Genomic DNA, 23,523 nt, shown 5'->3' on the forward strand with positions numbered 1-23,523 from the left:
AGCGACCATGACCCTACAAGAAAAATACTTCGAGGACGCCCGCGAGGGCGACGAGGCGATCACGCCGAGCTACCAGGTCACCAAGGAACGCATCCTGGCCTATGCCGACCTCACTGGCGACCACACCCCCGTCCACGTCGACGAGGCCTATGCCAACGCCAGTCACTTCGGCGGCCTGGTCGCCCATGGCCTGATGGGGTTGTCCATCGCCGATGGGCTGAAGACCCAGTGCGACTATCGCTTCCTGCCGGGGATGTCGCTGGGCTGGACCTGGGATTTCCTGCTGCCGATCCGCGTCGGTGACGAGCTGCACGTGAAGCTGCGCGTCGGCGCCATGCGTCCGAGCAAGAGCAAGCCGGGCTGGGGCATCGTGGTGTTGCCGTCCGAGCTGATCAACCAGAAGGGCAAGGTCGTCCAGCGCGGCGAGCACCGGCTGATGGTGCCGCGGCGGGAGGGTGCGCTATGAGCCAGCCACTGCCCCTGCAAGGCCTGAGGGTCATCGACTACAGCCACTTCCTCGCCGGCCCCTACGTGGGGCGCTGCCTGGCGGCGCTGGGCGCCGAGGTGATCAAGGTGGAACGACCCGGCAGTGGCGACGCCGGCCGCCAGCACGCCTTCGTCCTGGACGACCAGCAGAGCGGCTATTTCCTGCAGCTCAACATGGGCAAGCAGGGCGTCAGCGTCAACATGAAGGACCCACGCGGCAAGGCCTTCATGCAGCAGCTGTGCGACAGCGCCGACGTCTTCATCGAGAACTACCGCCCCGGCGCCCTGGACAAGCTGGGGCTGGGTTACGCGGAGCTGTCCGCGCGCAATCCGCGGCTGGTGTACTGCTCGATTTCCGCCTACGGCCATACCGGCCCCGACGCCCATCGCGCCGGCTTCGGGCTGATCGCCGAGGCCAAGAGCGGCATCATGCAGATGGTCGGCACGCCGGGCGAGGCGCCGCCGCTGCTGCGCATCTCCCTGGGCGACATGTACACCGGCGCCCATGCGGTGGCCGCCATCAACGCGGCGCTGCTCGGCCGGGTCACCAGCGGGCGCGGCCAGCACATCGACATGGCGCTGTACGACACCCTGGTGTCCATGCACGAGTACGCCGTGCAGTGCTACACCCTGTCCGGCGGCGAGATCCTGCCGCAGCAGACCGGCCACGACATGCCCACCTCGACCCTCTATGGCGTGTTTCGCGCCCAGGATGGCGACCTGGTGATCGCCGCCCAGGTGGACGACTCCTGGAAGCGCTTCGCCGCGCTGGTGGAACAGGATGCCGGCCAGCCGGGCTTCGGTGGCGATGTTCGCTTCCACACTTCCACCGGCCGCAATGCCCATCGCGACGCCATCCTGCCCGTCGTCAAGGCCTGGGTGGCGGCCAATCCGGTCGCGCGGCTGCTGGCGCTGCTCGACGATATCGACGTGCCCTGCGCCAAGGTGCAGCGCATCGACGAGGTGATCGAAGATCCGCAGATCAAGGCGCGCGGCATGATCCAGGAGCAGCAGCATCCGCGCCTCGGTACCCTGCGGATGCCCAATCTGCCGTTCCGCTTTTCCGAGTGCGACACCACCATCAACCGGGTGGCGCCGGATCTCGGCCAGCACAACGCCGCCGTGGCCCGGAGCCTGGGCTACAGCGCAGAAGACATCGCCCGGCTGCAGGCCGACGGCGTGCTGTTCAGCCAGGAGCCCTCCGCATGACCGACAACTACGCGGTGATCGGCCGCCCGATCAATCACACCAAGTCGCCCCTCATCCATGGCCTGTTCGCCAGCACCACCGGGCAGGAGCTGGAATACGGCGCCATCGAAGGCTCGCTGGAGGATTTCGCCGGTGACGTGGCGCGCTTTCGCACCCAGGGCGGGCGGGGCCTGAATGTCACGGCGCCCTTCAAGCTGCAGGCCTTCCAGCTGGCCACCGAGCCCAGTGAGCGGGCGCGCCTGGCCAAGGCGGCCAATGCGCTGAAGTTCGAAGGCGAGCGGGTGCTGGCGGAGAACTTCGACGGCATCGGCCTGCTGCGCGACATCGAGGTCAACCTCGGCCAGCCCCTGGCGGGCAAGCGAGTGCTCTTGCTGGGCGCGGGCGGTGCGGTGCGTGGGGCGCTGTTGCCCTTCCTCGCGGCCGGACCGGCGGCGCTGGTGATGGTCAATCGCGATGGGCAGAAGGCCGCAGGGCTCGCCAAGGAGATCGGGCACCCGCTGCTGAGCGTGAGTAGCTATGAGGCCTTGGCGGGGGAGCGCTTCGACCTGGTGATCAACGCCACCTCGGCCAGCCTGGTTGGCGAGTTGCCGCCGGTACCGGCGGGCGTCTTCGCCCGGGCGGCGCTGGCCTACGAGCTTGCCTATGGCAAGGGGCTGACGCCCTTCCTGCACCTGGCGCAGGAGCAGGGCGTGGCGCAGCTGGCCGATGGCGTGGGGATGCTGGTCGAGCAGGCCGCCGAAGCCTTCGCCTGGTGGCGCGGCGTCCGCCCCGAAACCCGGCCGGTCATCGACCAGCTGACCATCCCCTTGACCTGAGCGGACCCATGAAGATCCTGATGCTGCACGGTATCAACCACAATATGTTCGGCAAGCGCGATCCGGTGCAGTACGGCACCGTGACCCTGGCCGAGATCGACGCCACCCTGGCGGCCCTGGGTGACGAACTCGGCGTGGAAGTGGAGAGCTTCCAGAGCAATCACGAAGGGGAGATCGTCGAGCGCATCCACCGCTGCTTCGCGGAGGGTGTGGCCGGGGTGCTGATCAACGCGGGGGCCTGGACCCACTACAGCTACGGCATCCGCGACGCCCTGGCGATCCTGACCGTGCCGGTGGTGGAGCTGCACATGTCCAACATCCACGCGCGGGAAAGCTTCCGCCACCACTCGGTGTTCGCCGAGATCGTACTGGGGCAGATCGCCGGCTTCGGGGTGGACAGCTACCTGCTGGGCCTGCGCGCGGTGGTCAGCGCCGCGGCACGCTCACCGGGCTAGTCGCACCGGCAGCGCCCAGGGGCAGGCACTCGCGACGACGAGGTGCGTATCCCTGGCGACTCGAAGAGCGGCTAACAAAACGTAGCGAGCGGTTGTCAGGCGGGTGCGCGCGGCGCGCAGGAACCGCACCGGGCTCGCGCACGAGTGTACGAGAGGTACATGAGGATTCCGAGCACTGCACGCGCCCGTCTGGCGGACGCGCAGTAGTTTTGTTAGCTGCTCTTAGCCGGGATAATAGCGGCCAATCTGTCTGCCGTCCGGAACGCTGTGCATGGAAATCAAGGTCAATTTTCTCGACAACCTGAGGCTCGAGGCCAAGTTCGACGACTTCTCGGTGATCGCCGATCAGCCCATCCGCTACAAGGGCGACGGCTCGGCCCCGGGGCCCTTCGACTACTTCCTGGCGTCCTCGGCGCTCTGCGCGGCCTATTTCGTCAAGCTCTACTGCCAGACTCGCGACATCCCCACCGACAACATCCGCCTGGCGCAGAGCAACATCGTCGACCCGGAGAATCGCTACAAGCAGACCTTCAAGATCCAGGTCGAGCTGCCCGCGGATCTGTCCGACAAGGATCGCCAGGGCATCCTCAGGTCCATCGATCGCTGCACGGTGAAGAAGGCGGTGCAGGCCGGCCCGGACTTCATCATCGAGGCGGTGGAAAGCCTGGATGCCGACGCCCAGGCCCTGCTGCTGCCCAGCGATACCAGCAGCAAGACCTACATCCCCGGCAAGGACCGGCCGCTGGAAGAGACCATCGCCAAGCTCTCCGGCATCCTCGCCGAGCTGGGCATGAAGGTGGAGATCGCCTCGTGGCGCAATATCGTGCCCAACGTCTGGTCGCTGCACCTGCGCGATGTGCAGTCGGCGCTGTGCTTCACCAACGGCAAGGGCGCGACCAAGGAAGCCGCCCTGGCCTCGGCGCTGGGCGAATTCATCGAGCGCCTAAACTGCAACTTCTTCTACAACGACCAGTACTGGGGCGAGGCCATCGGCCAGGCCGCCTTCGTCCACCATCCCAGTGAACGCTGGTTCCAGCCGGGGCCCAAGGATGCGCTGCCCCGGGAGATCCTCGACCGTTACTGCCGCAAGCTCTATGACCCGGAAGGCGAGCTGCGCGCCTCGCACCTGTACGACACCAACTCCGGCAACGTGGCGCGCGGTATCTGCGCGCTGCCCTTCGTGCGCCAGTCCGACGGGGAGGTGGTGTACTTCCCCTCGAACCTGATCGAGAACCTCTACCTCAGCAACGGCATGAGCGCCGGCAATACCCTGGCCGAAGCCCAGGTGCAGTGCCTGTCGGAGATCTTCGAGCGGGCGGTGAAGCGCGAGATCCTCGAAGGCGAGCTGGCGCTGCCGGATGTTCCTGAAGAGGTACTGGCACGCTATCCGGCCATCGTCGAGGGCATCCGTGGTCTGGAAGCCCAGGGCTTCCCGGTGCTGGTCAAGGACGCCTCCCTCGGCGGCCAATTCCCGGTGATGTGCGTGACCCTGATGAACCCCCGCACCGGTGGGGTGTTCGCCTCCTTCGGCGCCCATCCGCGGCTGGAGATCGCCCTGGAGCGCAGTCTCACCGAGCTGCTGCAGGGCCGCAGCTTCGAGGGCCTCAACGACCTGCCCCAGCCGACCTTCGAGAGCCAGGCGCTAATGGAGCCGAACAACTTCGTCGAGCACTTCATCGATTCCAGCGGCCTGGTCTCCTGGCGCTTCTTCAGCGCCAGGGCCGACCATGACTTCGTCGACTGGGACTTTTCCAGCGACGGCGAAGACGCCACCGCCCGGGAGGCCGCTACCCTGTTCGGCATCCTCGCCGAGCGGGACCTGGAGGCCTACATGGCGGTGTACGAGGAGCTGGGCGCGCCGGCCTGTCGCATCCTGGTGCCCGGCTACTCGGAGATCTATCCGGTCGAGGACCTGATCTGGGACAACACCAACAAGGCCCTGCCGGTGCGCGAGGACATCCTCAATCTGCACCGCCTGGACGATGCGGCCCTGGAATCCCTGCTCGAACGCCTGGACGACACCCAGGTGGACGACTACACCCGTATCGCCACCCTGATCGGCGTGGAGTTCGACGAGAACACCGTCTGGGGCCAGCTGACCGTGCTGGAGCTCAAGCTGCTCATTCACCTGGCGCTGCAGCAATTCGAAGAGGCCAAGGAGGAGGTGGAGACCTTCCTGCAGTTCAACGACAACACCCTGGAGCGCGGCCTGTTCTACCAGGCGCTCAATGCGGTGCTGGAAGTCGAAATGGACGATGAACTGAAACTGGCCGACTTCGAGGTCAACTTCCGGCGCATGTTCGGCAACGAACGGCTGGATGCCGCCCTGGGTTCGGTCTCGGGAGCGGTGCGCTTCCACGGCCTGACGCCCACCAGCCTCAAACTGGAAGGCATCGACAAGCATCTGCGGCTGATCGATAGCTATCGCAAGCTGCACGCGGCGCGGGCCAGGGCGGCCGGCATCGCGCTCTGACGGATAGCCCGCCCGGACCCAGGCGGGGCCTTCCCTGCGTCAGCAGACCGCGATATGGGAATCCGCGCGCGGCTCGGTGCCGCCGCAGAGCACGCCGGTTTCGGGATCGCGGACGATGATCTGGCCGCGACCGAAGTCGGTGGAGTCGTGGGCGATCTCGATCTGGTGGCCGCGCCGCGCCAGGCCACTGGCCAGGGAGCGGGAAGCCGCTTGCTCGATGCCGACCTTCATGTCACCCAGCCACTGCCAGCGCGGCGCATCCAGCGCCGCCTGGGGGTTGAGGCCGAAGTCCACCAGGTTCATCACCATCTGCACATGGCCCTGGGGCTGCATGTAGCCACCCATGACGCCGAAGGGGCCGATGGGCACGTCGCCCTGGGTCAGGAAGCCGGGGATGATGGTGTGGAAGGTCTGTTTGCCCGGCGCCAGGGCGTTGGCGTGCGCGGCATCCAGGCTGAATTCCGAGCCGCGATTCTGCAGGCCGATGCCGCTGTCGGGCAGCACCACCCCGGAACCGAAGCCGTGGTAGGCGCTCTGGATGAAGGAGACCATGTTGCCCTCGCCATCGGCGGTGGCGATGTAGACGGTGCCGCTGGCCTGGGGATCGCCGTGCAGCGGCGGCTGGGCCTGGTCGGTGATCTCGGCGCGGCGGCGGTCGGCATAGGCATCGTCCAGCAGGACGCTGGCGGCGACCCTCATGTGCTCCGGATCGGTGATGTAGTGCAGGCCGTCGGCGTAGGCCTTCTTCATGGCCTCCAGCTGGCGGTGCCAGGTGAGCTGGCTGTCGCGCTGGTCGAAGTCGTAGCCCTTGAGGATGTTCAGCGTCATCAGGGCGATCAGGCCCTGGCCACTCGGTGGGATCTCCCACACCTGGTAGCCCCGGTAGTCGACCTTGATCGGCTCCACCCAGCGCGGCTGGTAGCCGGCCAGGTCCGCCGTGGTCAGGTGACCGCCGCTGGCCGCGGCATGCTCGGCCAGGCGCCGGGCGATGGCGCCCCGGTAGAAGCTCTCGCACCCGGTCTGCGCCAGTTCTTCCAGGGTGCGGGCCTGGGCCGGATTGCGGAACAGCTGGCCGGCGACCGGTGCCTGGCCGTCGATGAGGAAGGTGTCGAACCAGGCCGCCAGTTCCGGCGCCTGGTCCCGGCTGGCCTGGTACTCGGCCTGGGCGATGCGCCACTGGTGGGCGACCACCGGCGACACCGGGAAGCCGTCGCGGGCCAGGGCGATGGCGGGTTCGAACAGGGTGGCGAAGGGCAGCTTGCCGAACCGCCGCGACAGCTCGGCCCAGGCCGCCGGGCAGCCCGGCACCGTGACCGGCAGCCAGCCGTGCACCGGCATACGCTCGTGGCCGGCGGCCTTGACCGTGGCGATGTCCAGGCTGGCCGGGGCATGGCCGCTGGCGTCCAGGCCGTGCAGCCGGTCCTTGACCCAGACCAGGGCGAAGGCGTCACCGCCGATGGCATTGCCGGTGGGTTCCACCACGGTCAGGGCCGCGGCGGTGGCGATGGCCGCGTCGATGGCGTTGCCGCCCTGGCGCAGCATGGCGATGCCGGCTTCGGCGGCCAGCGGCTGGGAGGTGGCGACCATGCCATTGCGCGCGAAGACGCTCTGGCGTTGGGAGGCGTAGGGGTAGTCGTGGGCGGAGAAATTCAGCATGGCAGGCTCTTCGTTTTCAATCGGGTATCGGTGCGCTTCGGCTCAGAGCACGCGACTGAGGAATTCGCGGGTGCGCGGATGGGTGGGATTGCCGAACACCTGGGCGGGCGGGCCTTGCTCGATCAGCTCGCCCTGGTGCAGCACCACCACGCGGTCGGCCACCTCGCGGGCGAAGCCCATCTCATGGGTCACCACCACCATGGTCATGCCGTCTTCGGCCAGCTCCTTCATCACCTGCAGCACCTCGCCGACGGTTTCCGGGTCGAGGGCGCTGGTGGGTTCGTCGAACAGCATGGCCTGGGGCTTCATGGCCAGGGCACGGGCGATGGCCACGCGCTGCTGCTGGCCACCGGAGAGTTGCGCCGGGTAGTGATCGGCCTTGTCGGCCAGCCGCACCCGGGCGAGCAGGGCGCGGGCCTGCTCCACGGCGGCGGTGCGGGCCACGCCGAGCACCTGGATGGGCGCCTCGATGATGTTTTCCAGCACCGTCATGTGCGGGAAGAGGTTGAACCTCTGGAACACCATGCCGATGTCGCGGCGGCGGCGGGCGATGTTGCGTTCGGAATCGCGCACCCAACGGCCGTCGGGGCGCTCGCGAAAGCCCATCAGCGCGCCGTTGACGCGGATGGTGCCGCCCTGGATGTCTTCCAGGTGGTTGAGGCAGCGGATGAAGGTGGTCTTGCCCGAGCCGGAGGCGCCGATCAGCACCACCACCTCACCGCGGCGTACCTCCAAGGTCACCCCCTTGAGGATGTCCAGCTCGCCGAAGGCCTTGTGCACCTCCAGCGCCTGGATCACAACATCTTGCGTGGTCGTCATGGCTAGCGTCCCCGTAGCTTGAAGCCCTGCAGGCTGAACAGCCGGCCGGTGGCGGTGGGTCGCTGACCGTCGGCCTTGCCGAAGCGCCGCTCCAGCCAGGCCTGGAAGAAGCCCCAGAGGGTGGTCAGGACCAGGAAGTAGATGGCCACCACCAGGTACAGCTCGAAGACGCGGAAGGTCGCCGAGGTGATCATCTGGGTGCTGAGCAACAGCTCCTGCACCCCGATGACGCTGACCAGGGTGGTGTTCTTGAGCATCACGTTGAACTCGTTGCCGAGCGGCGGAATGATCACCCGCAGCGCCTGGGGCAGCACGATGCGGCGCATCAGCTTGGCCGGCGTCATGCCCAGGGAGCGCGCCGCCTCGTACTGGCCACGATCCACCGCCCCGATGCCGGCGCGGATGATCTCGGCCATGTAGGCGCCTTCGTTGAGCCCCAGGGCGATGATGGCCGCCTGGATGTTGCCCGGGATCACCAGGAAGCCCAGGTCCAGGTCCTCGAAGCGGAAGATGCCGCCGGCCGCCAGGGCCGTGTAGAGGAAGACGATCTGCACCAGCAGCGGCGTCCCACGCATCAGCCAGACATAGCAGCGCACCGGGTATTGCAACGCCCGGTAGCGCGACAGCCGCGCCAGCGCCGCCAGCAGGCCGAGCGCGCAGCCCAGCAGCATGGCGCCGACGGCGATGACGCAGGTCAGCCCGAGGCCGTAGAGGTAGACGTCGCTCGGGTGCAGCAGGTACTGCCAGAACACATCCCAGCTGAAGTTCATCGTGGCCTTCCCTTAATCGAGCTTGTCGCCTTCCAGGTGCCACTTGGCCATGAGGGTGGCGTAGCTGCCATCGGCCTTCATGTCGGCGAGGATCTGGGTGAGGGCGCTGCCGAGCTGGCTGTCGTCCTTGCGCACGCCGATCCCGGTGAGGATGCGGGCGAAGGCCGGCACGCCGGTCTCGAACTGGCCGGGCGCCACGCCCTGGTAGTAGGCGGCGGTTTCCACGGTGGTGCCGTAGGCGTCGGTCTGGCCCAGGCGCAGGGCCTGGAAGGCGTCGGTGTCGCTGTTGTAGGCCACCAGCTTCATGGGTGCCTTGCCGGCCTTCTTCAGCGCTTCGTTGTGGGCGTCGAGCAGGGTGCGGATGGTGGAGCCGTTGAGCACCGCCACCTTCTTGCCGGTGAGGTCGTCCAGGGTGTGGATGCCGGCCTTGTTGCCGGCCGGCACCACCACCGCCTGGCTGGAGTACATGTAGTTGACGATGTCGATCACCTGGCGCCGCTCGGGCTTGTCGAACAGCTGGTCGATCAGCAGATCGCACTGGCCGGCCAGCAGCGCCGGGATCAGGCCGGAGAAGGGCACCACGCGCCAGTCCACCTTCTTGTCGCCGAGGCGCTTGGCGATCTCGGCACCGAGGTCGACGGTCAGCCCCTGGGGCTTCTGGTTGGCGTCGAAGAAGCCGATGGGTGGGGTATCGAGGGCGCCGCAATAGGTGATCTTGGACGCCTTGGCCAGGCGCTCGGGAATCTGGGGCGCGGCCTGGGTGAAGCCGGTGACGAGGGTCAGGGCGAGCAGACTGCAGGAAAGCCGGTAGCGGGTCATGGTCTTCTCCGGGTGGACGAGGATGGCAGGGGCGGATGGCTCAGCTTCGGGGCTCACTTCGGGTCTGGTCGCCCGATCGTTCGATGAAGGTCAGCAGGTCGGGCACGGTGCTTTCGATGTGCTCATGCAGCACCCGCTCCGCCTCGGCGGCATCTCCGGCGCGCAGGGCGGCGAGGATGGGCGCGTGGTCGTCGCGCGCCGACTGGGGACGGTCGACGTGCAGCCAGAGCAGCATGTGCGGCTCGATCAGGGCATAGAGCCCATTGATCTGGCGCAGCAGCCGCGGCCGACCGGCCAGGCCGCACAGGTATTCGTGGAAGGCACGGTGTTGCAGCACCCAGGCGCTGGGGTCGTGTTCCTCGTCCAGGTCTTCCAGCAGGCGTTCCAGGCGGGTCATCTCACGCGGGCCGACGTGGGGCGTGGCCAGGCGGATGGCCAGGCCTTCCAGGGCGCTGCGCATCTCGAACACCTCGCGCATGTCGGCGAGGTCCAGGCCACTGACCACGGCGCCGCGATGCGGCCGGAGGATCACCAGGCCCTCGGCGGCCAGACGCTGGAAGGCGCTGCGCACCGGCATGCGACTCATGCCCAGGGTGGTGGCGATGTCCTCGGCGATCAGCCGTTCGCCATTGCGATAGTGCCCGGCGCAGATGGCCTGCAGCAGATGGCGATAGGCCTCTTCTTCGGCGCTCAGGGCAGTGGAGCGGGACAGGGCGGAGAGCGGCATGGGCTGGCTTCCTGGATTTTTGTATCCAATCTGCCAAGGCAAAGCCCATGCCAGGCAGCCCAGCGCCCGGTAGCGCTGGGCTGCGGGTCAGAGCGCCCCGGCGCCGGCGTTACCTTTTGCACCAGCCTGGGTCGCAGCTGCGGCCGCTTTGCTACCCCAGGACCCGAAACGGGGCAGCGTCAGTCCAGCAACTGGCCGTCGGCGGCGAAGAAGGGGTAGGGCCCGGGGTAGTTGCCCAGCGGCAGATGGTGGGTCACCAGGGCCTCGTCCGCCCAGCGATGCAGCAGCAGGCCCGGCGGCTCCAGGCGGAAGCGCGACGGCGCCGCCTCGCGCAGGTCCAGGTCGACCTGGTGCGACACGCCGGGACAGACGCAGGCCAGGGTGCCGCCGAAGCGGCGCTGGATCAGCCGGTGCAGATGACCGCAGAGCAGCCGCTCCACCTGGGGATGGCGGCGGATCACGGCTTCCAGTTCGGCGCTGCCGGCCAGGCCGATGCGATCCATATGGTCGATGCCGACCGGGAACGGCGGGTGATGCAGGAGCACCAGGGTCGGCTGGTCGGACGCCTGGTTGAGCTGGTCGTCGAGCCAGGCCAGTTGCCTGGCGTCGAGACGCCCCCCGTGCTCGCCGGGGATATGGGTATCCAGGCCGATCAGCCGCAGCGGGCCGCAGTCCTGCTGCCAGTCCAGGGTGCCCTGGGCCGGCAGATAGGGGTGATCGGCGAAGGCGGCGCGCAGGGCGGCGCGGTCGTCGTGATTGCCGGGGATGACGAAGAAGGGCATGGCCAGCTCGGCCAGCACCTCGCGCAGGGTGGCGTATTCTTCGGGAGTGCCGAAGTCCACCAGGTCGCCGGTGATGACCAGGGCATCCGGGCGCGGTTGCAGGGCGTTGAGGCGGTCCACCGCGGTGCGCAGGGCACCCAGGGTATCGACCACCCCGTAGGACAGCCGGCCGCCGGCCTTGATGTGCAGGTCGCTGAGCTGGGCCAGCAGGAAGGGCGCGGGCATGGGGATCTCCTAGGAAGCGAGGGTGAAGAGGGTGTCGGGACGCACGTTCAGGTGCAGCAGGTCGCCCGGTTGCGCCTGCAGGGGCTGGGCGGTGTCCACCAGCAGCGGCTGGCCGGTGCCCACCTCCACCAGCAGCCGCGAATGGGCGCCCTGGAAGAACTGCCCGACCAGGATGCCGGTGAGGTGCGCGGGCGTCGCGCTCGGCTCCAGGTGTTCCGGGCGACAGAACAGGGTGCTGGCAGCGCCGGTCCAGGGCAGCCGTCCGCCGGCGACCGCCACCTCGGCGCCGCTCTGGCCGCGGACCTCGAAGCGGTTGAGCTGGCCGACGAAACCGGCGACGAAGCGACTGGCCGGGCGCTGGTAGATCTGCGTTGGGGTGCCGATCTGGGCGATGCGGCCTTCGCCCATCACCACGATGCGATCGCCCAGGGCCAGGGCCTCCTGCTGGTCATGGGTGACGTAGACGGCGGTGGTGCCCAGTTCGCGCAGCAGCGCGCCGATGTCGGCCCGCAACTGCTCGCGCAACTGGGCGTCCAGCGCCGCCAGGGGTTCGTCGAACAGCAGCACCCGGGGGCGTGGCGCCAGGGCCCGGGCCAGGGCCACGCGCTGACGCTGGCCGCCGGACAGCTGCTGGATGCGCCGCTCGGCCAGGGCCTCTAGCTGCATCATGGCCAGCAACTCGGCGACCCGGGCATCGCGCTCGGCGCGCGGCAGGCCACGGATCTTCAGGCCGTAGGCGATGTTGCCGGCCACATCCAGGTTGGGGAACAGGGCGTAGCTCTGGAACACCATGCCGACGTCGCGCCGCTCGATGGGCAGGGCGGTGACGTCACGGTCGTCGAACAGCACCTGGCCGCCGGCATCGGGCTGCTCCAGGCCGGCGATCAGCCGCAGGGTGGTGGTCTTGCCGCAGCCGGAGGGGCCGAGGAACACCAGGGTCTCGCCCGGGTGGATGTCGAGGTCCAGGGGCTGCAGCACCTGGCGGTCTCCGGGGAAGGTCTTGGCGCAGTGGCGCAGGCGGACGGCGGTACCTTGGGTCATCGCAGGGCTCCACGGGAGAGGCGGGCGCTGAGGGCCTGGAGGGCGACCAGCAGCGGCACGATCAGCAAGAGGAAGATCAGGGTGTAGGCGGAACCCACCTCCAGCCGCGCCGAGGCGTAGCTGTCGGCCAGGCCCACCGGCAGGGTCTTGGTCAGGGGCGTGTGCAGCATCCAGGTGAGGTTGAACTCCCCCAGCGAGAGGGTGATCACCATGAGGCTGCCGGCGAGGATGCCAGCGCGGGCATTGGGCACCACCACGCCGAAGAAGCGCCGCCAGGGGCCGGCGCCCAGGCTGGCGGCGGCTTCCTCCAGCAGCGGCAACTGGCTGCGCCGGAGCACCGCCATGACCGGGCGGATCAGGAAGGGCAGGGTGAACAGCAGGTGCCCCACCAGGATGATCGCCGGGCTGCGGCGAAAGCCGCCGAGGTGCCCGTAGGTCAGCAGCAGCGCCAGGGCCGAGGCGAAGCCGGGCATGGCCACCGGCAACACCAGCAATTCCTCGAAGGCGCGGGCGAAGCGGTTGTCCAGCCGGACCAGGGCATAGGCCGCCGGGACGCCGAGCACCACCGCGAGGGCCGCCGTGCCCAGCGCAAGTTGCAGCGACAGCCAGACGGTGGGCGCATAGGCCTGCCAGACCTGCAGCACCCAGTCGAGGGTGAGGCCGCCGGTGAGGCCCTGGAAGTAGTTGCGGGTGAGGCCGGCCAGCACCGAGAGCAGCACCGGCACCAGCAGGAAGGCCGCCACCAGCAGGGTGAACAGCAGTTGCAGCCAGAAGCGCGGAGGTCGATTCATCGCAGGTCTCCCTGGACGCCGCCGAGGCGGCGCGCCAGCAGCAGGACCAGCCAGGTGACGAGGCCGAGCACCACCGAGAGCGCCGCGGCGACGCCGAAGTTGGCGAAGTTGGTGAAGGTGTCGTAGATGGCGATGGGCGTTACCGCCAGGCGCGTGCCGAGGGTGAAGGCGGTGCCGAAGGCGCCCATGGCGGTGGCGAAGCACAGCGCGCCGCTGGAGAGCAGCGCCGGGGTCAGGCCGGGGATCAGCACATCGCGCACCACGGCGAAGAGGCCGGCGCCCAGGGAGCGGGCGGCTTCTTCCAGGCTGGTGTCGAGGGTCTCGCAGGCCGCCATCACCGTGAGGATCACCCGTGGGATGGAGAAATAGAGATAGCCGAGAAACAGCCCGAACAGCGAATAGGCGAACACCCAGGGCTCGCCGAACAGGCTGCGCCCAAGGCTGGCGAACAGGCCCTGGCGACCACCCAGCAGGATGATCAGAAAGCCCACCACCACGCCGGGAAAGGCCAGCGGAAAGGTCAGCAGGGCCACCAGCAGGCTGCGCCCAGGGAAGGCATGGCGCGCCAGGAAGCAGCCGGCGATGCCGGCCACCAGCAGGGTGGCCAGGGTGGTGACGGCGGCCAGGGCCACCGTCTGGGCGAGTCCGGATAGATAGCCGGCGCTGGTCAGCACCTGCCAGTAGCCGGAGCTGCCGGCGGCGTCCGTATGTGCGCCGAGCACCAGCAGCTGGGCCAGCGGCAGCAGCCAGAAGGCCAGCAGGAAGGCGCTCGCCGGGGCCAGGGCGACGAGCACCGGCCCGGGCAGCCGGCGCGGCACCCGGCGGCGCCCGAAGGAAACGGCGAGGCCCTGCATCTCAGCGCACCTCGGCCTGGTAACGCTTGGCGAAGGCTTCCTGGACCGCCGCCATGTGACCGTAGTCGACGGTACCGGCGCGGGCATAGTCGGCGGCGGGCAGGAAGCGCGCCTTCACCTCGGCCGGCAGCGGTACATCACGCACCGGGCGCAGATAGGCCTGGGCCCAGAGCGCCTGGCCCTTGTCCGAGAGCACGTAGTCCAGCACCTTCTCGCCATTGGCGCGGTGCGGCGCGCCCTTCACCAGACTCATGGTGTAGGGCACGGTCAGGCTGCCTTCCTGGGGAATGACGAAGGCCACCGGGGCGTTGTCCTTGTAGCGGGCGCGATAGGCGTTGAAGTCGTAGTCCACCAGGATCGGGATCTCGCCGGAGAGCAGGCGGGCATAGGCGGTCTGCTTGGGCACGATGGGATCGTTGGCCGCCAGTTTCTTGAAGAAGGCCATGGCCGGGCCGAAGTCGTCGAGGTTGCCGCCCAGGGCCTGGTTGAGCGCTACCGCGGTGACGTAGCCGACGAAGGCGCTGGAAGGGTCCAGGTAGCCCACCAGGCCGCGGTACTCGGGCTTGAGCAGGTCGGCCCAGCGCTGTGGCACCGGCTTGCCGCTCAGGGCCTGGGTATTGACCATGAAGCCGAGGGTGCCGGAATGGATGGAGGTCCATTCACCCTTGGGGTCCTTGAGGCCGGCCGGGACCTGGTCCCAGTGCTTGGGCTGGTAGGGCTGCAGCACCCCGGCCTTGTCGGCCTGGATGCCGAAGGTCACTCCGTAGTAGACGACGTCCGCCACCGGCGCCTCGCGTTCGGCCACCAGTTGCGCCAGGGACTGTCCGGAATTCTTGTTGTCCTTGGGGACTTCGATACCGGTGTCGGCGGCGATGGCCTTGAGCTGGGCGCCCCAGTCGGCCCACTCCAGCGGGCAGTTGTAGCAGATGGCGGTTTCGGCGGCCTGGGCACTGGCCAGGCCGCAGGCCAGGGCCACGCCGGCCAACAGGCGACGCAAGGGGAAGCGAGAGTTCATCGGTAAGGCTCCTTCAGGGGCCCGGCACTGGAGCCGGGGCGGACGAGGCAGGGCAGGCACTGTTGGTGGATGGCACTGCCGGCGATCAGCGCCAGCAGTTCGGTGACGAGGAGGGTGCCCAGGCTCTGCAGCGGTTGCATGACGCTGCACAGGCTGGGTTCGAGGCGCGAGCCCATGGCGATGCCATCGAAGCCCACCACCGAGAGTTCGTCGGGGACCCCTAAGCCATTGCGCTGCAGCTCGGCGACCACACTGATGGCCAGCAGGTCGTTGGTGCAGAGCAGGGCAGTCGGGGCATGGCGTTCCAGCAATGGGGCCAGCTCCGCCCAATCGGCGTCGGTGTGGCTGGCCAGCTCGAGGCGCGGCAGCGTTGGCAGGCCAGCGGCCGCCATGGCCTGGCAATAGCCGGCGAAGCGTCGCTCGGCGCGGTCCGACTGCTGGGCCGGTCCCGAGACCAGGGCGATGCGGCGATGACCCAGGCCGAGCAGGTGCTCGGTGGCCATGGCCATGCCCTGGCGGTTGTCCACCGCCACCGCCGCATAGGGGCGCTGGGGTTCGTGATAGGCCAGGATGAAAGGCGTGCGCTCGCGACTCAGCTCGGCCAATACCTGGCTGCGGTCGGCATCGGCCACCGTCAATACCAGTCCGGCGACGCGCTGGCGCAGCAGTTCCTCCACCACCGCCGCCTCGCGCTCGGGCTGGTAGTCGGTGGTGGCGATCACCAGGGAATAGCCCTGGCTGCGCGCGGTGCGTTCCATGGCGTGCAACTGCTCGGCGAACACCGGGTTGAGCAGGCTGGGCACCACCACGCCGATCAACTGGGTGCTCTGCTGGCGTAGCTGGCGACCCAGCAGGTTGGGGCGGAAGTTGAGGGTGCGCGCAGCGGCCATCACCCGTTCGCGGGTACTCTCGCGCACCTGCTCGGGACTGGCGAACGCCCGTGCCGCCGTGGCCCGGGACACCCCGGCCTCTTCCGCCACCTGTTTCAGATCGGTCATGACTGCCTCGCTTGAGATCGATCTCATTGGGGGCAGACGATGCACGCGACGTGTGTCGTTGCGATGACAGCCAGATGAAGCTTCTGCTCCGGCACCGGGCGCTGGCACGTCCTCCGGCGCGCATGGCAGCCGGCGAGGGCAGGCCTCGAAGGGATATACCTTGGTATAGCCAGACATCCATGGTTTCAATGGCCTGGACGCGGCGGCGGACCTAGATTAGGCCGGCGGTTGGCACCTGCGCGGCAGGTGGCCCACCGATCTCCCTAGGCCCGTTCATTCACGAGGTACGCCATGAAGACGCTTCCTGGCCTCTACAGCCCCGCCGTGGCGCCGCGCCTGCCGCGGCACCGTCCGACCTCCCTCTGGGCCGATGGTCTCTGCGTGCTGCTCGGCGTCATCGCCCTGGCCCTGGTCTGGCACGGGGTGAGCGAGATGCGCGCGCCCCTGGCCGTGCTCGACGCCGATCCCATGACCCTGGACCTGGCGCGGCTGCCCGAGTACGCCCTGCGCACCACCCTGCGCATGTTCATCGCCCTGGGCGCCTCGCTGCTGTTCACCTTCGTCTTCGCCACCCTGGCCGCCAAGAGCCGCAAGGCGGAGCTGCTGATCCTTCCGGCCATCGACATCCTGCAGTCGGTGCCCATCCTCGGCTTCCTGACCTTCACCGTCAGCTTCTTCCTCGGGCTGTTCCCGGGGCGCCAGCTGGGGGCCGAGTGCGCGGCCATCTTCGCTATCTTCACCAGCCAGGCCTGGAACATGGCGTTCGGCTTCTACCAGTCGCTGCGCACCGTGCCCGAGGACCTGCAGCAGGTGAGTCGCCAGTTCGGGCTGTCCCCCTGGCGGCGCTTCTTCCGCCTGGAACTGCCGTTCGCCATCCCCGGCCTGGTGTGGAACACCATGATGTCCATGTCCGGCGGCTGGTTCTTCGTGGTGGCCTCGGAGGCCATCACCGTCGGCGACAACACCATCAATCTGCCGGGCATCGGTTCCTGGCTGGCGCTGGCCATCGCCAGGCAGGACATCGCCGCCATCGGCTGGGCGGTGCTGGCCATGGGTTTGGTGATCCTGCTCTACGACCAGTTGTTCTTCCGCCCCGTGGTCGCCTGGGCCGATCGCTTCCGCGTCGAGCAGACCGCCAGCCAGCAGGTGCCGCGCTCCTGGGTCTACGACCTGGTCCGCCGGGCCCGCCTGGGCCGCGCGCTGGCCGGCTTCGGTAGCTTCTGCAGCCAGCTCGCCACCCCGCGGGTCCGCCTTGGCTGGCCGCACTGGCAGCTGGCGCCGCAGAGCCGCGCCTGGCTGCAGCGGGGGCTGGACATGCTCTGGTACGGCCTGCTGCTGGTGGTGCTGCCCTATGGCGTCTACGCGCTGTACAGCTTCATCGCCGCCAACGTCTACTGGGTCGAGGCGGTTTCGGTACTCGGCCTGGGGCTGCTGACCATGGTCCGGGTACTGCTGCTGATCGCCGTCGCCAGCCTGATCTGGGTGCCCATCGGCGTCTGGATCGGCCTGCGCCCGGGCTGGTCGCAACGCCTGCAGGCGGTGGCCCAGTTCCTCGCCGCCTTTCCGGCCAACGTGCTGTTCCCGGTGGCGGTGGTGGGCATCGTCAGCTTCCACCTCAATCCGGACATCTGGCTGTCGCCGCTGATGGTGCTGGGCACCCAGTGGTACATCCTGTTCAACGTCATCGCCGGTGCCAGCGTGCTGCCCAACGACCTGCGCGAAGCGGCCCGGCTGTTCGGCCTCAGGCGCTGGCAGTGGTGGCGGCAGCTGGCCCTGCCGGCGATCTTTCCCTACTACGTCACCGGTGCCCTGACCGCCGCCGGCGGCTCCTGGAACGCCAGCATCGTCGCCGAGGTGGTGAGCTGGGGTAACGAACGCCTGCAAGCCCACGGCCTGGGCGCCTACATCGCGCAGATGACCACCGCCGGGGACTTTCCCCGGGTGGCCCTGGGCATCGTGGTGATGTCGATCTTCGTACTCGGATTCAATCGGCTGCTCTGGCGGCCCCTGTATGCCTATGCCGAACGGCGCCTGCGGCTCGATTGAGAGGAGAAACGCCATGAACCTGACCACCCTGAACCCGCGTCCCCTCATCGACGTCCGCAACGTCCGCCAGCTCTACGGCAACGCCGGCGGCCCGGCGCGGGTCGTGCTGGACGAAGTCTCCCTGACCCTGCACGAGAACGAGATCGTCGGCCTGTTGGGCCGCTCCGGCTCCGGCAAGTCGACCCTGCTGAGGTCCATCGCCGGGCTGCTCACCCCCAGCGGTGGCACCGTCGACTTCCCGCCCAAGGACGACGGCCAGCGCGCCCGCGTCAGCATGGTGTTCCAGAGCTTCGCCCTGTTTCCCTGGCTGACCGTGCTGCAGAACGTCGAGATCGGCCTGGAGGCGCTGCACGTGCCGCTGGAGGAGCGTCGCCGCCGCGCCCTGGCGGCCATCGACCTGATCGGCCTGGACGGCTTCGAGAGCGCCTATCCCAAGGAGCTGTCCGGCGGCATGCGCCAGCGCGTCGGCCTGGCCCGCGCCCTGGTGGTGCATCCGGACGTGCTGCTGATGGACGAACCTTTCTCGGCGCTGGACGTGCTCACCGCCGAGACCCTGCGCACCGACCTGCTGGACCTCTGGGTCGAGGGCCGCATGCCGATCCGTTCCATCCTCATGGTCACCCACAACATCGCCGAAGCCGTGCTGCTCTGCGATCGTGTACTGATCTTCTCCAGCAATCCCGGCCGCGTCGCCAGCGAGATCCGCATCGACCTGCCGCAGCCGCGCAATCGCCACGACCCGGCCTTCCGCGAACTGGTGGAGGAAATCTACGTGCGCATGACCGGGGAAACCAAGCCGACGCCCCACGAAGGCGTCTTCCCCGGCAGCGGCCTCGGCATGCTGCTGCCGAGCGTCTCCACCAACGCCCTGGCGGGCCTGCTGGAAGCGGTCCACGCCGAGCCCTACCGGGGCCGCGCCGACCTGCCGGAACTGGCCGGCGGCCTGGGCTACGCGCTGGACGAGCTCTTTCCCCTGGCCGAGGTGCTGCAGCTGCTGCGCCTGGCCGTGCTCGAAGGCGGCGACCTGCACCTGCTGCCGGCCGGCCGCGCCTATGTCGAGGCGGGGGTGGACGTGCGCAAGCAGCTGTTCGCCCGGCAACTGCTCAATTGCGTGCCGCTGGTGGGCCACATCCGCCGGGTGCTGGACGACCGCCAGGGCCACACGGCGCCGGCGCGGCGCTTCCGGGACGAGCTCGAGGACTTCATGGACGAGGCCGACGCCGCTCGTACCCTGGGCAGCGCCATCCAATGGGGGCGCTATGGCGAACTCTTCGCCTATGATCAAGCGGCCGATATGTTCAGCCTGGAAAATCCGGGCTGATCACCTTCCGCGCCGATTCCTCCGGCGTGGCTTCCGAACCGAGACTGGCCATGGATCGACGACCCTTCGCCACCACCACCCACTGGCTGCGGCTAGGGGGCCTCTGCGCCCTGGCACTGGGCATCGCCTTGCTGGATACCTTCACCGACCGGGAGATCGCCATCGGTGTCTTCCAGGTGGTGGTGGTCCTGCTCGCCGCGGGCTTCCTCTCCACCCGTGGCGTGACCGTCACCGCCCTGGGCTGCGCGCTGCTGGTGCTCTGTAGCTACGCCGCCACCCGTACGGGAGACCGCGATGCCGGGCTGGTCAACTGCATCATCAGCCTCATGGCCATCGTCGCGGTGGCCGCCCTGGCACTGCGCCTGGACGCCGCCAAGCGCGCCGCCGATGCTGCCCGGACGCGGCTCACCCAGGCCGGGCGCCTCAGCCAGCTCGGTGAGCTGGCCGCGTCCATCGCCCACGAGGTGAACCAGCCCCTCACCGCCATCGCCGCCAGTGGCAACGCCTGCCAGCGCTGGTTGAGCAACGAGCCGCCGCAGGTGGAGCGTGCCGTGCAGGCGGCGCAACGGGTCATCGACGACGCCCATCGCGCCAGTGCCGTGATCGCCCGGGTGCGTGGCCTGGTGCGCCAGGCCGAGGTGGCCAAGGATTGGCTCAACGTCGCCGACACCGTGGAGCAGGTGCTGGATTTCATCCGCGGCGAACTGGCCCAGCGTCAGGTCGCCGTGGAGCTGCAATTGCAGGAGGGCCTGCCGCCGCTGCTGGCGGACCAGAGCCAGCTGCAGCAGGTCGTCCTCAATCTGCTGCTCAATGCCCTCGATGCGCTGGAAGGCGTAGCGCCCGAGGCGCGGCGCCTCGTCGTCAAGGTGGCGCAGGACACGGCCGGCGCCATTCGCCTGGGGGTGGAGGACAGCGGTCGCGGCTTGACCCCCGGCGCCCGCGAGCAGATGTTCGAGGCCTTCTATACCACCAAGCCACAGGGGATGGGCCTGGGGCTGGCGCTCAGCCGCTCCATCGTCGAAGCTCATGGCGGACGCATCTGGGCCACCTCGCTACCGGAAGGGGGTACCGGTGTTTATTGCAGCCTGCCAAAGGATCAGGAACCCTGATGGATAACGCCTTGCCCACCCTGGTCCACCTGGTGGACGACGACGCCTCGGTGCGCGCCGCCCTCGAAGACCTGCTGGCCTCGGTGGGGCTCTCCACCCGCAGCTACGTGTCGGCGGCCGACTTTCTCGAACGGGCCATGCCGGATGCCCCGGGCTGCCTGGTGCTCGATGTGCGCATGCCGGGCATGAACGGTCTGGACCTGCAGCAGGAGTTGCAGCGCCGTGAGATCGTCCTGCCGATCATCTTCATCACCGGCCATGGCGACATTCCCATGTCGGTGCGGGCGATGAAGCAGGGCGCCCTGGAATTCCTCACCAAGCCGTTCCGCGACCAGGACCTGCTCGATGCCATCGACCAGGCCTTGCGCAAGGCCCACGAAGCTCATGCGCAGCGCGCGCAACTGCAGGAGTTGCAGGCCCGGGTCGACACCCTCAACGAGGGTGAACGAGCGGTGCTGGCACGGGTGGTCACCGGCCTGCTCAACAAGCAGATCGCCGCTCAGCTGGGTGTCAGCGAGATCACCGTCAAGGTGCGCCGTGCCGCCCTCATGCGCAAGCTGCAGGCCGGCTCCCTGGCCGAGCTGGTGAAGCTGGTGGAGCGATTGGAAGCGCTGCGGCCCTAGTCCTAGTCAGGCGCGCCAAGCACCGTTGACAGCCTGGCTCAAGCGAAGCGGCTTTTATCGTCCTAATCAGCAGCGTGCTAAAGAAGTTGAATAGTCAGTCGATTAAAGGGTTCTAGCAGATCGCCTTTCGATCTCAAGGAGCCCGTCTTGAACCTTCGCGCCTTACGTATCGCCCCTCGCGCCACCTTCTGCTTCGGCGGCGTGACGCTGTTCGTGATCCTGCTCGGCGTCTTCGCCCTGATCCAGCTCGGCGCGCTACGCGCCACCGAGCAGGCGATGGAGGCCAAGTGGCTGGCCAGCGTGCAAACGGCCGACGATATCCAGATCGCGCTGTTACACACCCGTTTGGAAAGCATCCGCCTGCTGGCCACCGAAGACAGTGCCGCCATCAACATGGCGACCCGCCAGATCGAGCAGAATCGCGACGTGATGAACGCGCGGACGGACTTCTATCGCGACCATCTCATCACGACGGCCGAAGGGCGCGCCAGTTTCGAGCAGGCTGCCGTGCAGATGAAGGCCTATCTCGACGGCCTCGATCGCGTCGTCGCCCTGGCCAAGACCGACCACGACCAGGCGCTCAGCCTGGCCAATGGCGAACAGCGGGGCCGGGCGGAAGCCTATCAGGAGCAACTCACCCGGCTGCGTGAGTTCAACGCCGAGGGCGCTCGCCAGGCCGGTCAGTCCGCCACGGAGATCTATGAGCGTAGCGTGCGCATCGTCGTCGGCATCATGCTGCTGGCGGTGCTGGTCACCCTGCTGCTGGCCTGGCGGCTGACGCGCAGCCTGGCCCAGCCCATCGGCGATTCCCTGGCCGTGGCCAACGCCATCGCCCAGGGCGAATTGACCGGCAAGATCGATCCGAGCGGCGCCGACGAAGCCGCCGGCCTGATGCGCGCCCTGGCGCAGATGCAGGACAACCTCAAGGCCACCCTGCACGGCATCTCGCACTCGTCCCAGCGCCTGAGCGAGACGGCCCAGACCATGACCCTGGTGACCGAAGACGCCAGCCGGACGCTGTCCCACCAGAACGCCGAGATCGACCAGGCCGCCACGGCGGTCACCGAGATGAGCGCCGCGGTGGAGGAGGTGGCCCGCAATGCAGCCTCCACCTCGCAGGCGGCACGTGAATCCAGCGTGGCGGCGGAGAATGGCAACGCCAAGGTCGGCGAGGCGCTGGACGCCATGCAGCGCCTTTCCCAGCAGGTGCAATCGACCTCGGTCCAGGTCGAGGGGCTGGCCGGGCAGGCGCAGGACATCAGCCAGGTGCTCAGCGTGATCGGTGCCATCGCCGAGCAGACCAATCTGCTGGCGCTGAACGCCGCCATCGAAGCGGCCCGGGCCGGCGAGCAGGGCCGTGGCTTCGCGGTGGTCGCCGACGAGGTGCGGGCCCTGGCGCACCGCACCCAGACCTCGACGCGCGAGATCGAACAGATGATCCAGGCGATCCAACAAGGCTCGGCGCAGGCCCTGGATTCCATGCAGCTCAGCACCAGCCAGGCCCAGGCGACCTATGCCATCGCCCAGGACGCCGGCCACTCGCTGAAGGCCATCCTTCAGGCCGTGCGCCTGATCGACGAGCGCAACCTGCAGATCGCCACCGCGGCCGAGGAGCAGGCCCACGTCTCCCGCGAGGTGGACCGCAACCTCATCAGCATCCGCGACCTCTCGGTGCAGAGCAGCGACGGCACCCGGCAAACGGTGGGTGCCAGCCAACAGCTGGCCGAACTGTCCGGCGAACTCCAGACCCTGATGCGGCGCTTCAAGCTGGCCTGAGCCAGCGAAGGCGAGCATCCGTAAGCCCCCCTCTCCCTTCGGGAGAGGGCTGGGGCGAGGGAATTCTTCGCGGCGAACTCCCCATGGAAAAGGCTGTGCCGTTTTCCACACCGGGGTCTGTAGGAGCAATGGTCTAATCGCGGCCATGGGCCGCTCCTACAGGATAGATCAGTGCCTGTAGGAGCGGCCCATGGCCGCGATTAGCCCTGTCGTGAACGCTCGGCTTCAGGCATTTTCGCGGGGCCGCCTAGGCCTTGTTTGTCTCTAGCTCACGAGATCGTGAACAGCTTCTGGGGCAGGGGGCTCTGGCTGAGCTAGGTAGGGCGGATGACAGCGAAGGGCGCCCTTAGGGTTTCCTGGCGGGGCCTCGGCCCGCCAGGGCGGACACGAGGCTATCGAGCGGAGAGAGTGAGGTCAGTTGCCCAACGAAGCCTTGACCACTTCGGCGGCTGGCTTGCCGTCGCGGCTGGTCACGCCGGCCAGCCACTGGTCCAGCTGCTGCGGATGCGCCTTGAGCCACACCTTGGCCGCCGCATTCGCGTTCTGCTTCTCGTTGAGGACCTTGTCCATCAACTGGTTTTCCATGTCCAGGGTGAAGGACAGGTTGGTCAGCAACTTGCCCACGTTCGGGCATTCCTGCACGTAGCCCTTGCGCACGTTGGTGTAGATGGTGGCGCCGCCGTAGTTGGGGCCGAAGACGTCGTCGCCGCCCG

At 68.3% G+C, this 23,523-nt stretch carries 22 protein-coding genes, 1 other RNA gene and 1 pseudogene; 11 read left to right on the plus strand and 13 right to left on the minus strand.

What is annotated here, in order from left to right; translation table 11 throughout:
- Positions 1-7 precede the first annotated feature (7 nt).
- The 4 genes from AR540_RS22465 to aroQ are packed head-to-tail and all read left to right on the plus strand — an operon-like array spanning position 8 to position 2,965.
- Complete coding sequence (locus AR540_RS22465) at positions 8-466, plus strand: MaoC family dehydratase (RefSeq protein WP_059232191.1); 459 nt, start codon at positions 8-10, stop codon at positions 464-466.
- Entirely contained in the window at positions 463-1,695 is a 1,233-nt protein-coding gene (locus AR540_RS22470; RefSeq protein WP_059232192.1) for a CaiB/BaiF CoA transferase family protein, read from the plus strand. The genes AR540_RS22465 and AR540_RS22470 overlap by 4 nt, the downstream gene beginning before the upstream one ends.
- Positions 1,692-2,510 (plus strand): shikimate dehydrogenase, encoded by an 819-nt coding sequence (gene aroE, locus AR540_RS22475; protein WP_059232193.1) that lies wholly within the window; start codon positions 1,692-1,694, stop codon positions 2,508-2,510. The genes AR540_RS22470 and aroE overlap by 4 nt, the downstream gene beginning before the upstream one ends.
- Before the next feature lie 8 nt (positions 2,511-2,518).
- Positions 2,519-2,965: a type II 3-dehydroquinate dehydratase gene (gene aroQ, locus AR540_RS22480; protein ID WP_059232194.1), complete on the plus strand. Its 447-nt coding sequence runs from the start codon at positions 2,519-2,521 to the stop codon at positions 2,963-2,965.
- 69 nt (positions 2,966-3,034) lie between these two features.
- Here aroQ and AR540_RS22485 read toward each other — a convergent pair.
- Positions 3,035-3,109, minus strand: a non-coding RNA gene (locus AR540_RS22485) — sX9 sRNA.
- 127 nt (positions 3,110-3,236) lie between these two features.
- Between AR540_RS22485 and AR540_RS22490 the strand changes: the two genes are divergently transcribed.
- On the plus strand, positions 3,237-5,438 hold the full coding sequence (locus AR540_RS22490) for an OsmC domain/YcaO domain-containing protein (RefSeq protein WP_059232195.1): 2,202 nt from the start codon (positions 3,237-3,239) through the stop codon (positions 5,436-5,438).
- A gap of 39 nt (positions 5,439-5,477) precedes the next feature.
- Here AR540_RS22490 and AR540_RS22495 read toward each other — a convergent pair whose 3' ends face one another.
- The 11 genes from AR540_RS22495 to AR540_RS22545 all read right to left on the minus strand — a co-directional run bounded on the left by AR540_RS22495 (position 5,478) and on the right by AR540_RS22545 (position 15,935).
- The gene (locus tag AR540_RS22495) at positions 5,478-7,094 is read right to left on the minus strand and encodes a gamma-glutamyltransferase family protein (RefSeq protein ID WP_059232196.1); all 1,617 of its coding nucleotides are present in this window, start codon (positions 7,092-7,094) and stop codon (positions 5,478-5,480) included.
- A gap of 42 nt (positions 7,095-7,136) precedes the next feature.
- Positions 7,137-7,913, minus strand: coding sequence for an amino acid ABC transporter ATP-binding protein (locus AR540_RS22500; RefSeq protein ID WP_059232197.1), 777 nt, complete (start codon positions 7,911-7,913; stop codon positions 7,137-7,139).
- Positions 7,914-7,915: 2 nt separating this feature from the next.
- The gene (locus AR540_RS22505) at positions 7,916-8,683 is read right to left on the minus strand and encodes an amino acid ABC transporter permease (RefSeq protein ID WP_059232198.1); all 768 of its coding nucleotides are present in this window, start codon (positions 8,681-8,683) and stop codon (positions 7,916-7,918) included.
- A gap of 12 nt (positions 8,684-8,695) precedes the next feature.
- Complete coding sequence (locus tag AR540_RS22510) at positions 8,696-9,502, minus strand: ABC transporter substrate-binding protein (RefSeq protein WP_059232199.1); 807 nt, start codon at positions 9,500-9,502, stop codon at positions 8,696-8,698.
- 40 nt (positions 9,503-9,542) lie between these two features.
- The gene (locus AR540_RS22515; protein WP_059232200.1) at positions 9,543-10,229 is read right to left on the minus strand and encodes a GntR family transcriptional regulator; all 687 of its coding nucleotides are present in this window, start codon (positions 10,227-10,229) and stop codon (positions 9,543-9,545) included.
- A gap of 179 nt (positions 10,230-10,408) precedes the next feature.
- On the minus strand, positions 10,409-11,236 hold the full coding sequence (locus AR540_RS22520; RefSeq protein ID WP_059232201.1) for a phosphodiesterase: 828 nt from the start codon (positions 11,234-11,236) through the stop codon (positions 10,409-10,411).
- Between the two features lie 9 nt (positions 11,237-11,245).
- Positions 11,246-12,277, minus strand: coding sequence for an ABC transporter ATP-binding protein (locus AR540_RS22525; protein WP_059232202.1), 1,032 nt, complete (start codon positions 12,275-12,277; stop codon positions 11,246-11,248).
- Entirely contained in the window at positions 12,274-13,068 is a 795-nt protein-coding gene (locus tag AR540_RS22530) for an ABC transporter permease (RefSeq protein ID WP_059232203.1), read from the minus strand. Before AR540_RS22530 ends, AR540_RS22525 begins: the two co-directional genes overlap by 4 nt.
- On the minus strand, positions 13,065-13,922 hold the full coding sequence (locus AR540_RS22535; RefSeq protein WP_059232204.1) for an ABC transporter permease: 858 nt from the start codon (positions 13,920-13,922) through the stop codon (positions 13,065-13,067). Before AR540_RS22535 ends, AR540_RS22530 begins: the two co-directional genes overlap by 4 nt.
- A gap of 1 nt (position 13,923) precedes the next feature.
- Positions 13,924-14,937 carry an ABC transporter substrate-binding protein gene (locus AR540_RS22540; protein ID WP_059232205.1) on the minus strand — a complete coding sequence of 338 codons (1,014 nt, stop codon included), beginning with the start codon at positions 14,935-14,937 and terminating at the stop codon, positions 13,924-13,926.
- Positions 14,934-15,935, minus strand: a complete 1,002-nt coding sequence (locus AR540_RS22545; protein WP_059232206.1) for a LacI family DNA-binding transcriptional regulator — start codon at positions 15,933-15,935, stop codon at positions 14,934-14,936. Before AR540_RS22545 ends, AR540_RS22540 begins: the two co-directional genes overlap by 4 nt.
- A gap of 291 nt (positions 15,936-16,226) precedes the next feature.
- Between AR540_RS22545 and AR540_RS22550 the strand changes: the two genes are divergently transcribed.
- From AR540_RS22550 to AR540_RS26720, 6 genes and pseudogenes are all read left to right on the plus strand, one after another.
- Positions 16,227-17,981 carry an ABC transporter permease gene (locus AR540_RS22550; protein WP_059232207.1) on the plus strand — a complete coding sequence of 585 codons (1,755 nt, stop codon included), beginning with the start codon at positions 16,227-16,229 and terminating at the stop codon, positions 17,979-17,981.
- A 13-nt stretch (positions 17,982-17,994) separates the two neighbouring features.
- Positions 17,995-19,302: an ABC transporter ATP-binding protein gene (locus tag AR540_RS22555; RefSeq protein WP_059232208.1), complete on the plus strand. Its 1,308-nt coding sequence runs from the start codon at positions 17,995-17,997 to the stop codon at positions 19,300-19,302.
- A gap of 50 nt (positions 19,303-19,352) precedes the next feature.
- Positions 19,353-20,411: a sensor histidine kinase gene (locus tag AR540_RS22560; RefSeq protein ID WP_059232209.1), complete on the plus strand. Its 1,059-nt coding sequence runs from the start codon at positions 19,353-19,355 to the stop codon at positions 20,409-20,411.
- The gene (locus AR540_RS22565) at positions 20,411-21,034 is read left to right on the plus strand and encodes a response regulator transcription factor (protein ID WP_059232210.1); all 624 of its coding nucleotides are present in this window, start codon (positions 20,411-20,413) and stop codon (positions 21,032-21,034) included. The genes AR540_RS22560 and AR540_RS22565 overlap by 1 nt, the downstream gene beginning before the upstream one ends.
- Positions 21,035-21,181: 147 nt before the next feature.
- A pseudogene (locus tag AR540_RS26715) lies at positions 21,182-21,949 on the plus strand (MCP four helix bundle domain-containing protein); the annotation flags it as partial.
- 69 nt (positions 21,950-22,018) lie between these two features.
- On the plus strand, positions 22,019-22,810 hold the full coding sequence (locus AR540_RS26720; protein ID WP_442963813.1) for a methyl-accepting chemotaxis protein: 792 nt from the start codon (positions 22,019-22,021) through the stop codon (positions 22,808-22,810).
- A 414-nt stretch (positions 22,811-23,224) separates the two neighbouring features.
- Here AR540_RS26720 and AR540_RS22575 read toward each other — a convergent pair.
- On the minus strand, positions 23,225-23,523 hold a 299-nt coding region (locus AR540_RS22575), incomplete at its 5' end, for a glycine betaine ABC transporter substrate-binding protein (RefSeq protein WP_330219601.1).

The organism is Pseudomonas sp. EpS/L25, from assembly GCF_001512295.1.
In the GTDB taxonomy this organism is placed as follows: Bacteria; Pseudomonadota; Gammaproteobacteria; order Pseudomonadales; family Pseudomonadaceae; genus Chryseomonas.

Coding starts and splice junctions, on each gene's coding strand:
- AR540_RS22465 (WP_059232191.1), top strand. CDS start 8: ATGACCCTACAAGAAAAATACTTCGAGGACGCCCGCGAGGGCGACGAG.
- AR540_RS22470 (WP_059232192.1), top strand. CDS start 463: ATGAGCCAGCCACTGCCCCTGCAAGGCCTGAGGGTCATCGACTACAGC.
- aroE (WP_059232193.1), top strand. CDS start 1,692: ATGACCGACAACTACGCGGTGATCGGCCGCCCGATCAATCACACCAAG.
- aroQ (WP_059232194.1), top strand. CDS start 2,519: ATGAAGATCCTGATGCTGCACGGTATCAACCACAATATGTTCGGCAAG.
- AR540_RS22490 (WP_059232195.1), top strand. CDS start 3,237: ATGGAAATCAAGGTCAATTTTCTCGACAACCTGAGGCTCGAGGCCAAG.
- AR540_RS22495 (WP_059232196.1), bottom strand. CDS start 7,094: ATGCTGAATTTCTCCGCCCACGACTACCCCTACGCCTCCCAACGCCAG.
- AR540_RS22500 (WP_059232197.1), bottom strand. CDS start 7,913: ATGACGACCACGCAAGATGTTGTGATCCAGGCGCTGGAGGTGCACAAG.
- AR540_RS22505 (WP_059232198.1), bottom strand. CDS start 8,683: ATGAACTTCAGCTGGGATGTGTTCTGGCAGTACCTGCTGCACCCGAGC.
- AR540_RS22510 (WP_059232199.1), bottom strand. CDS start 9,502: ATGACCCGCTACCGGCTTTCCTGCAGTCTGCTCGCCCTGACCCTCGTC.
- AR540_RS22515 (WP_059232200.1), bottom strand. CDS start 10,229: ATGCCGCTCTCCGCCCTGTCCCGCTCCACTGCCCTGAGCGCCGAAGAA.
- AR540_RS22520 (WP_059232201.1), bottom strand. CDS start 11,236: ATGCCCGCGCCCTTCCTGCTGGCCCAGCTCAGCGACCTGCACATCAAG.
- AR540_RS22525 (WP_059232202.1), bottom strand. CDS start 12,277: ATGACCCAAGGTACCGCCGTCCGCCTGCGCCACTGCGCCAAGACCTTC.
- AR540_RS22530 (WP_059232203.1), bottom strand. CDS start 13,068: ATGAATCGACCTCCGCGCTTCTGGCTGCAACTGCTGTTCACCCTGCTG.
- AR540_RS22535 (WP_059232204.1), bottom strand. CDS start 13,922: ATGCAGGGCCTCGCCGTTTCCTTCGGGCGCCGCCGGGTGCCGCGCCGG.
- AR540_RS22540 (WP_059232205.1), bottom strand. CDS start 14,937: ATGAACTCTCGCTTCCCCTTGCGTCGCCTGTTGGCCGGCGTGGCCCTG.
- AR540_RS22545 (WP_059232206.1), bottom strand. CDS start 15,935: ATGACCGATCTGAAACAGGTGGCGGAAGAGGCCGGGGTGTCCCGGGCC.
- AR540_RS22550 (WP_059232207.1), top strand. CDS start 16,227: ATGAAGACGCTTCCTGGCCTCTACAGCCCCGCCGTGGCGCCGCGCCTG.
- AR540_RS22555 (WP_059232208.1), top strand. CDS start 17,995: ATGAACCTGACCACCCTGAACCCGCGTCCCCTCATCGACGTCCGCAAC.
- AR540_RS22560 (WP_059232209.1), top strand. CDS start 19,353: ATGGATCGACGACCCTTCGCCACCACCACCCACTGGCTGCGGCTAGGG.
- AR540_RS22565 (WP_059232210.1), top strand. CDS start 20,411: ATGGATAACGCCTTGCCCACCCTGGTCCACCTGGTGGACGACGACGCC.
- AR540_RS26720 (WP_442963813.1), top strand. CDS start 22,019: ATGACCCTGGTGACCGAAGACGCCAGCCGGACGCTGTCCCACCAGAAC.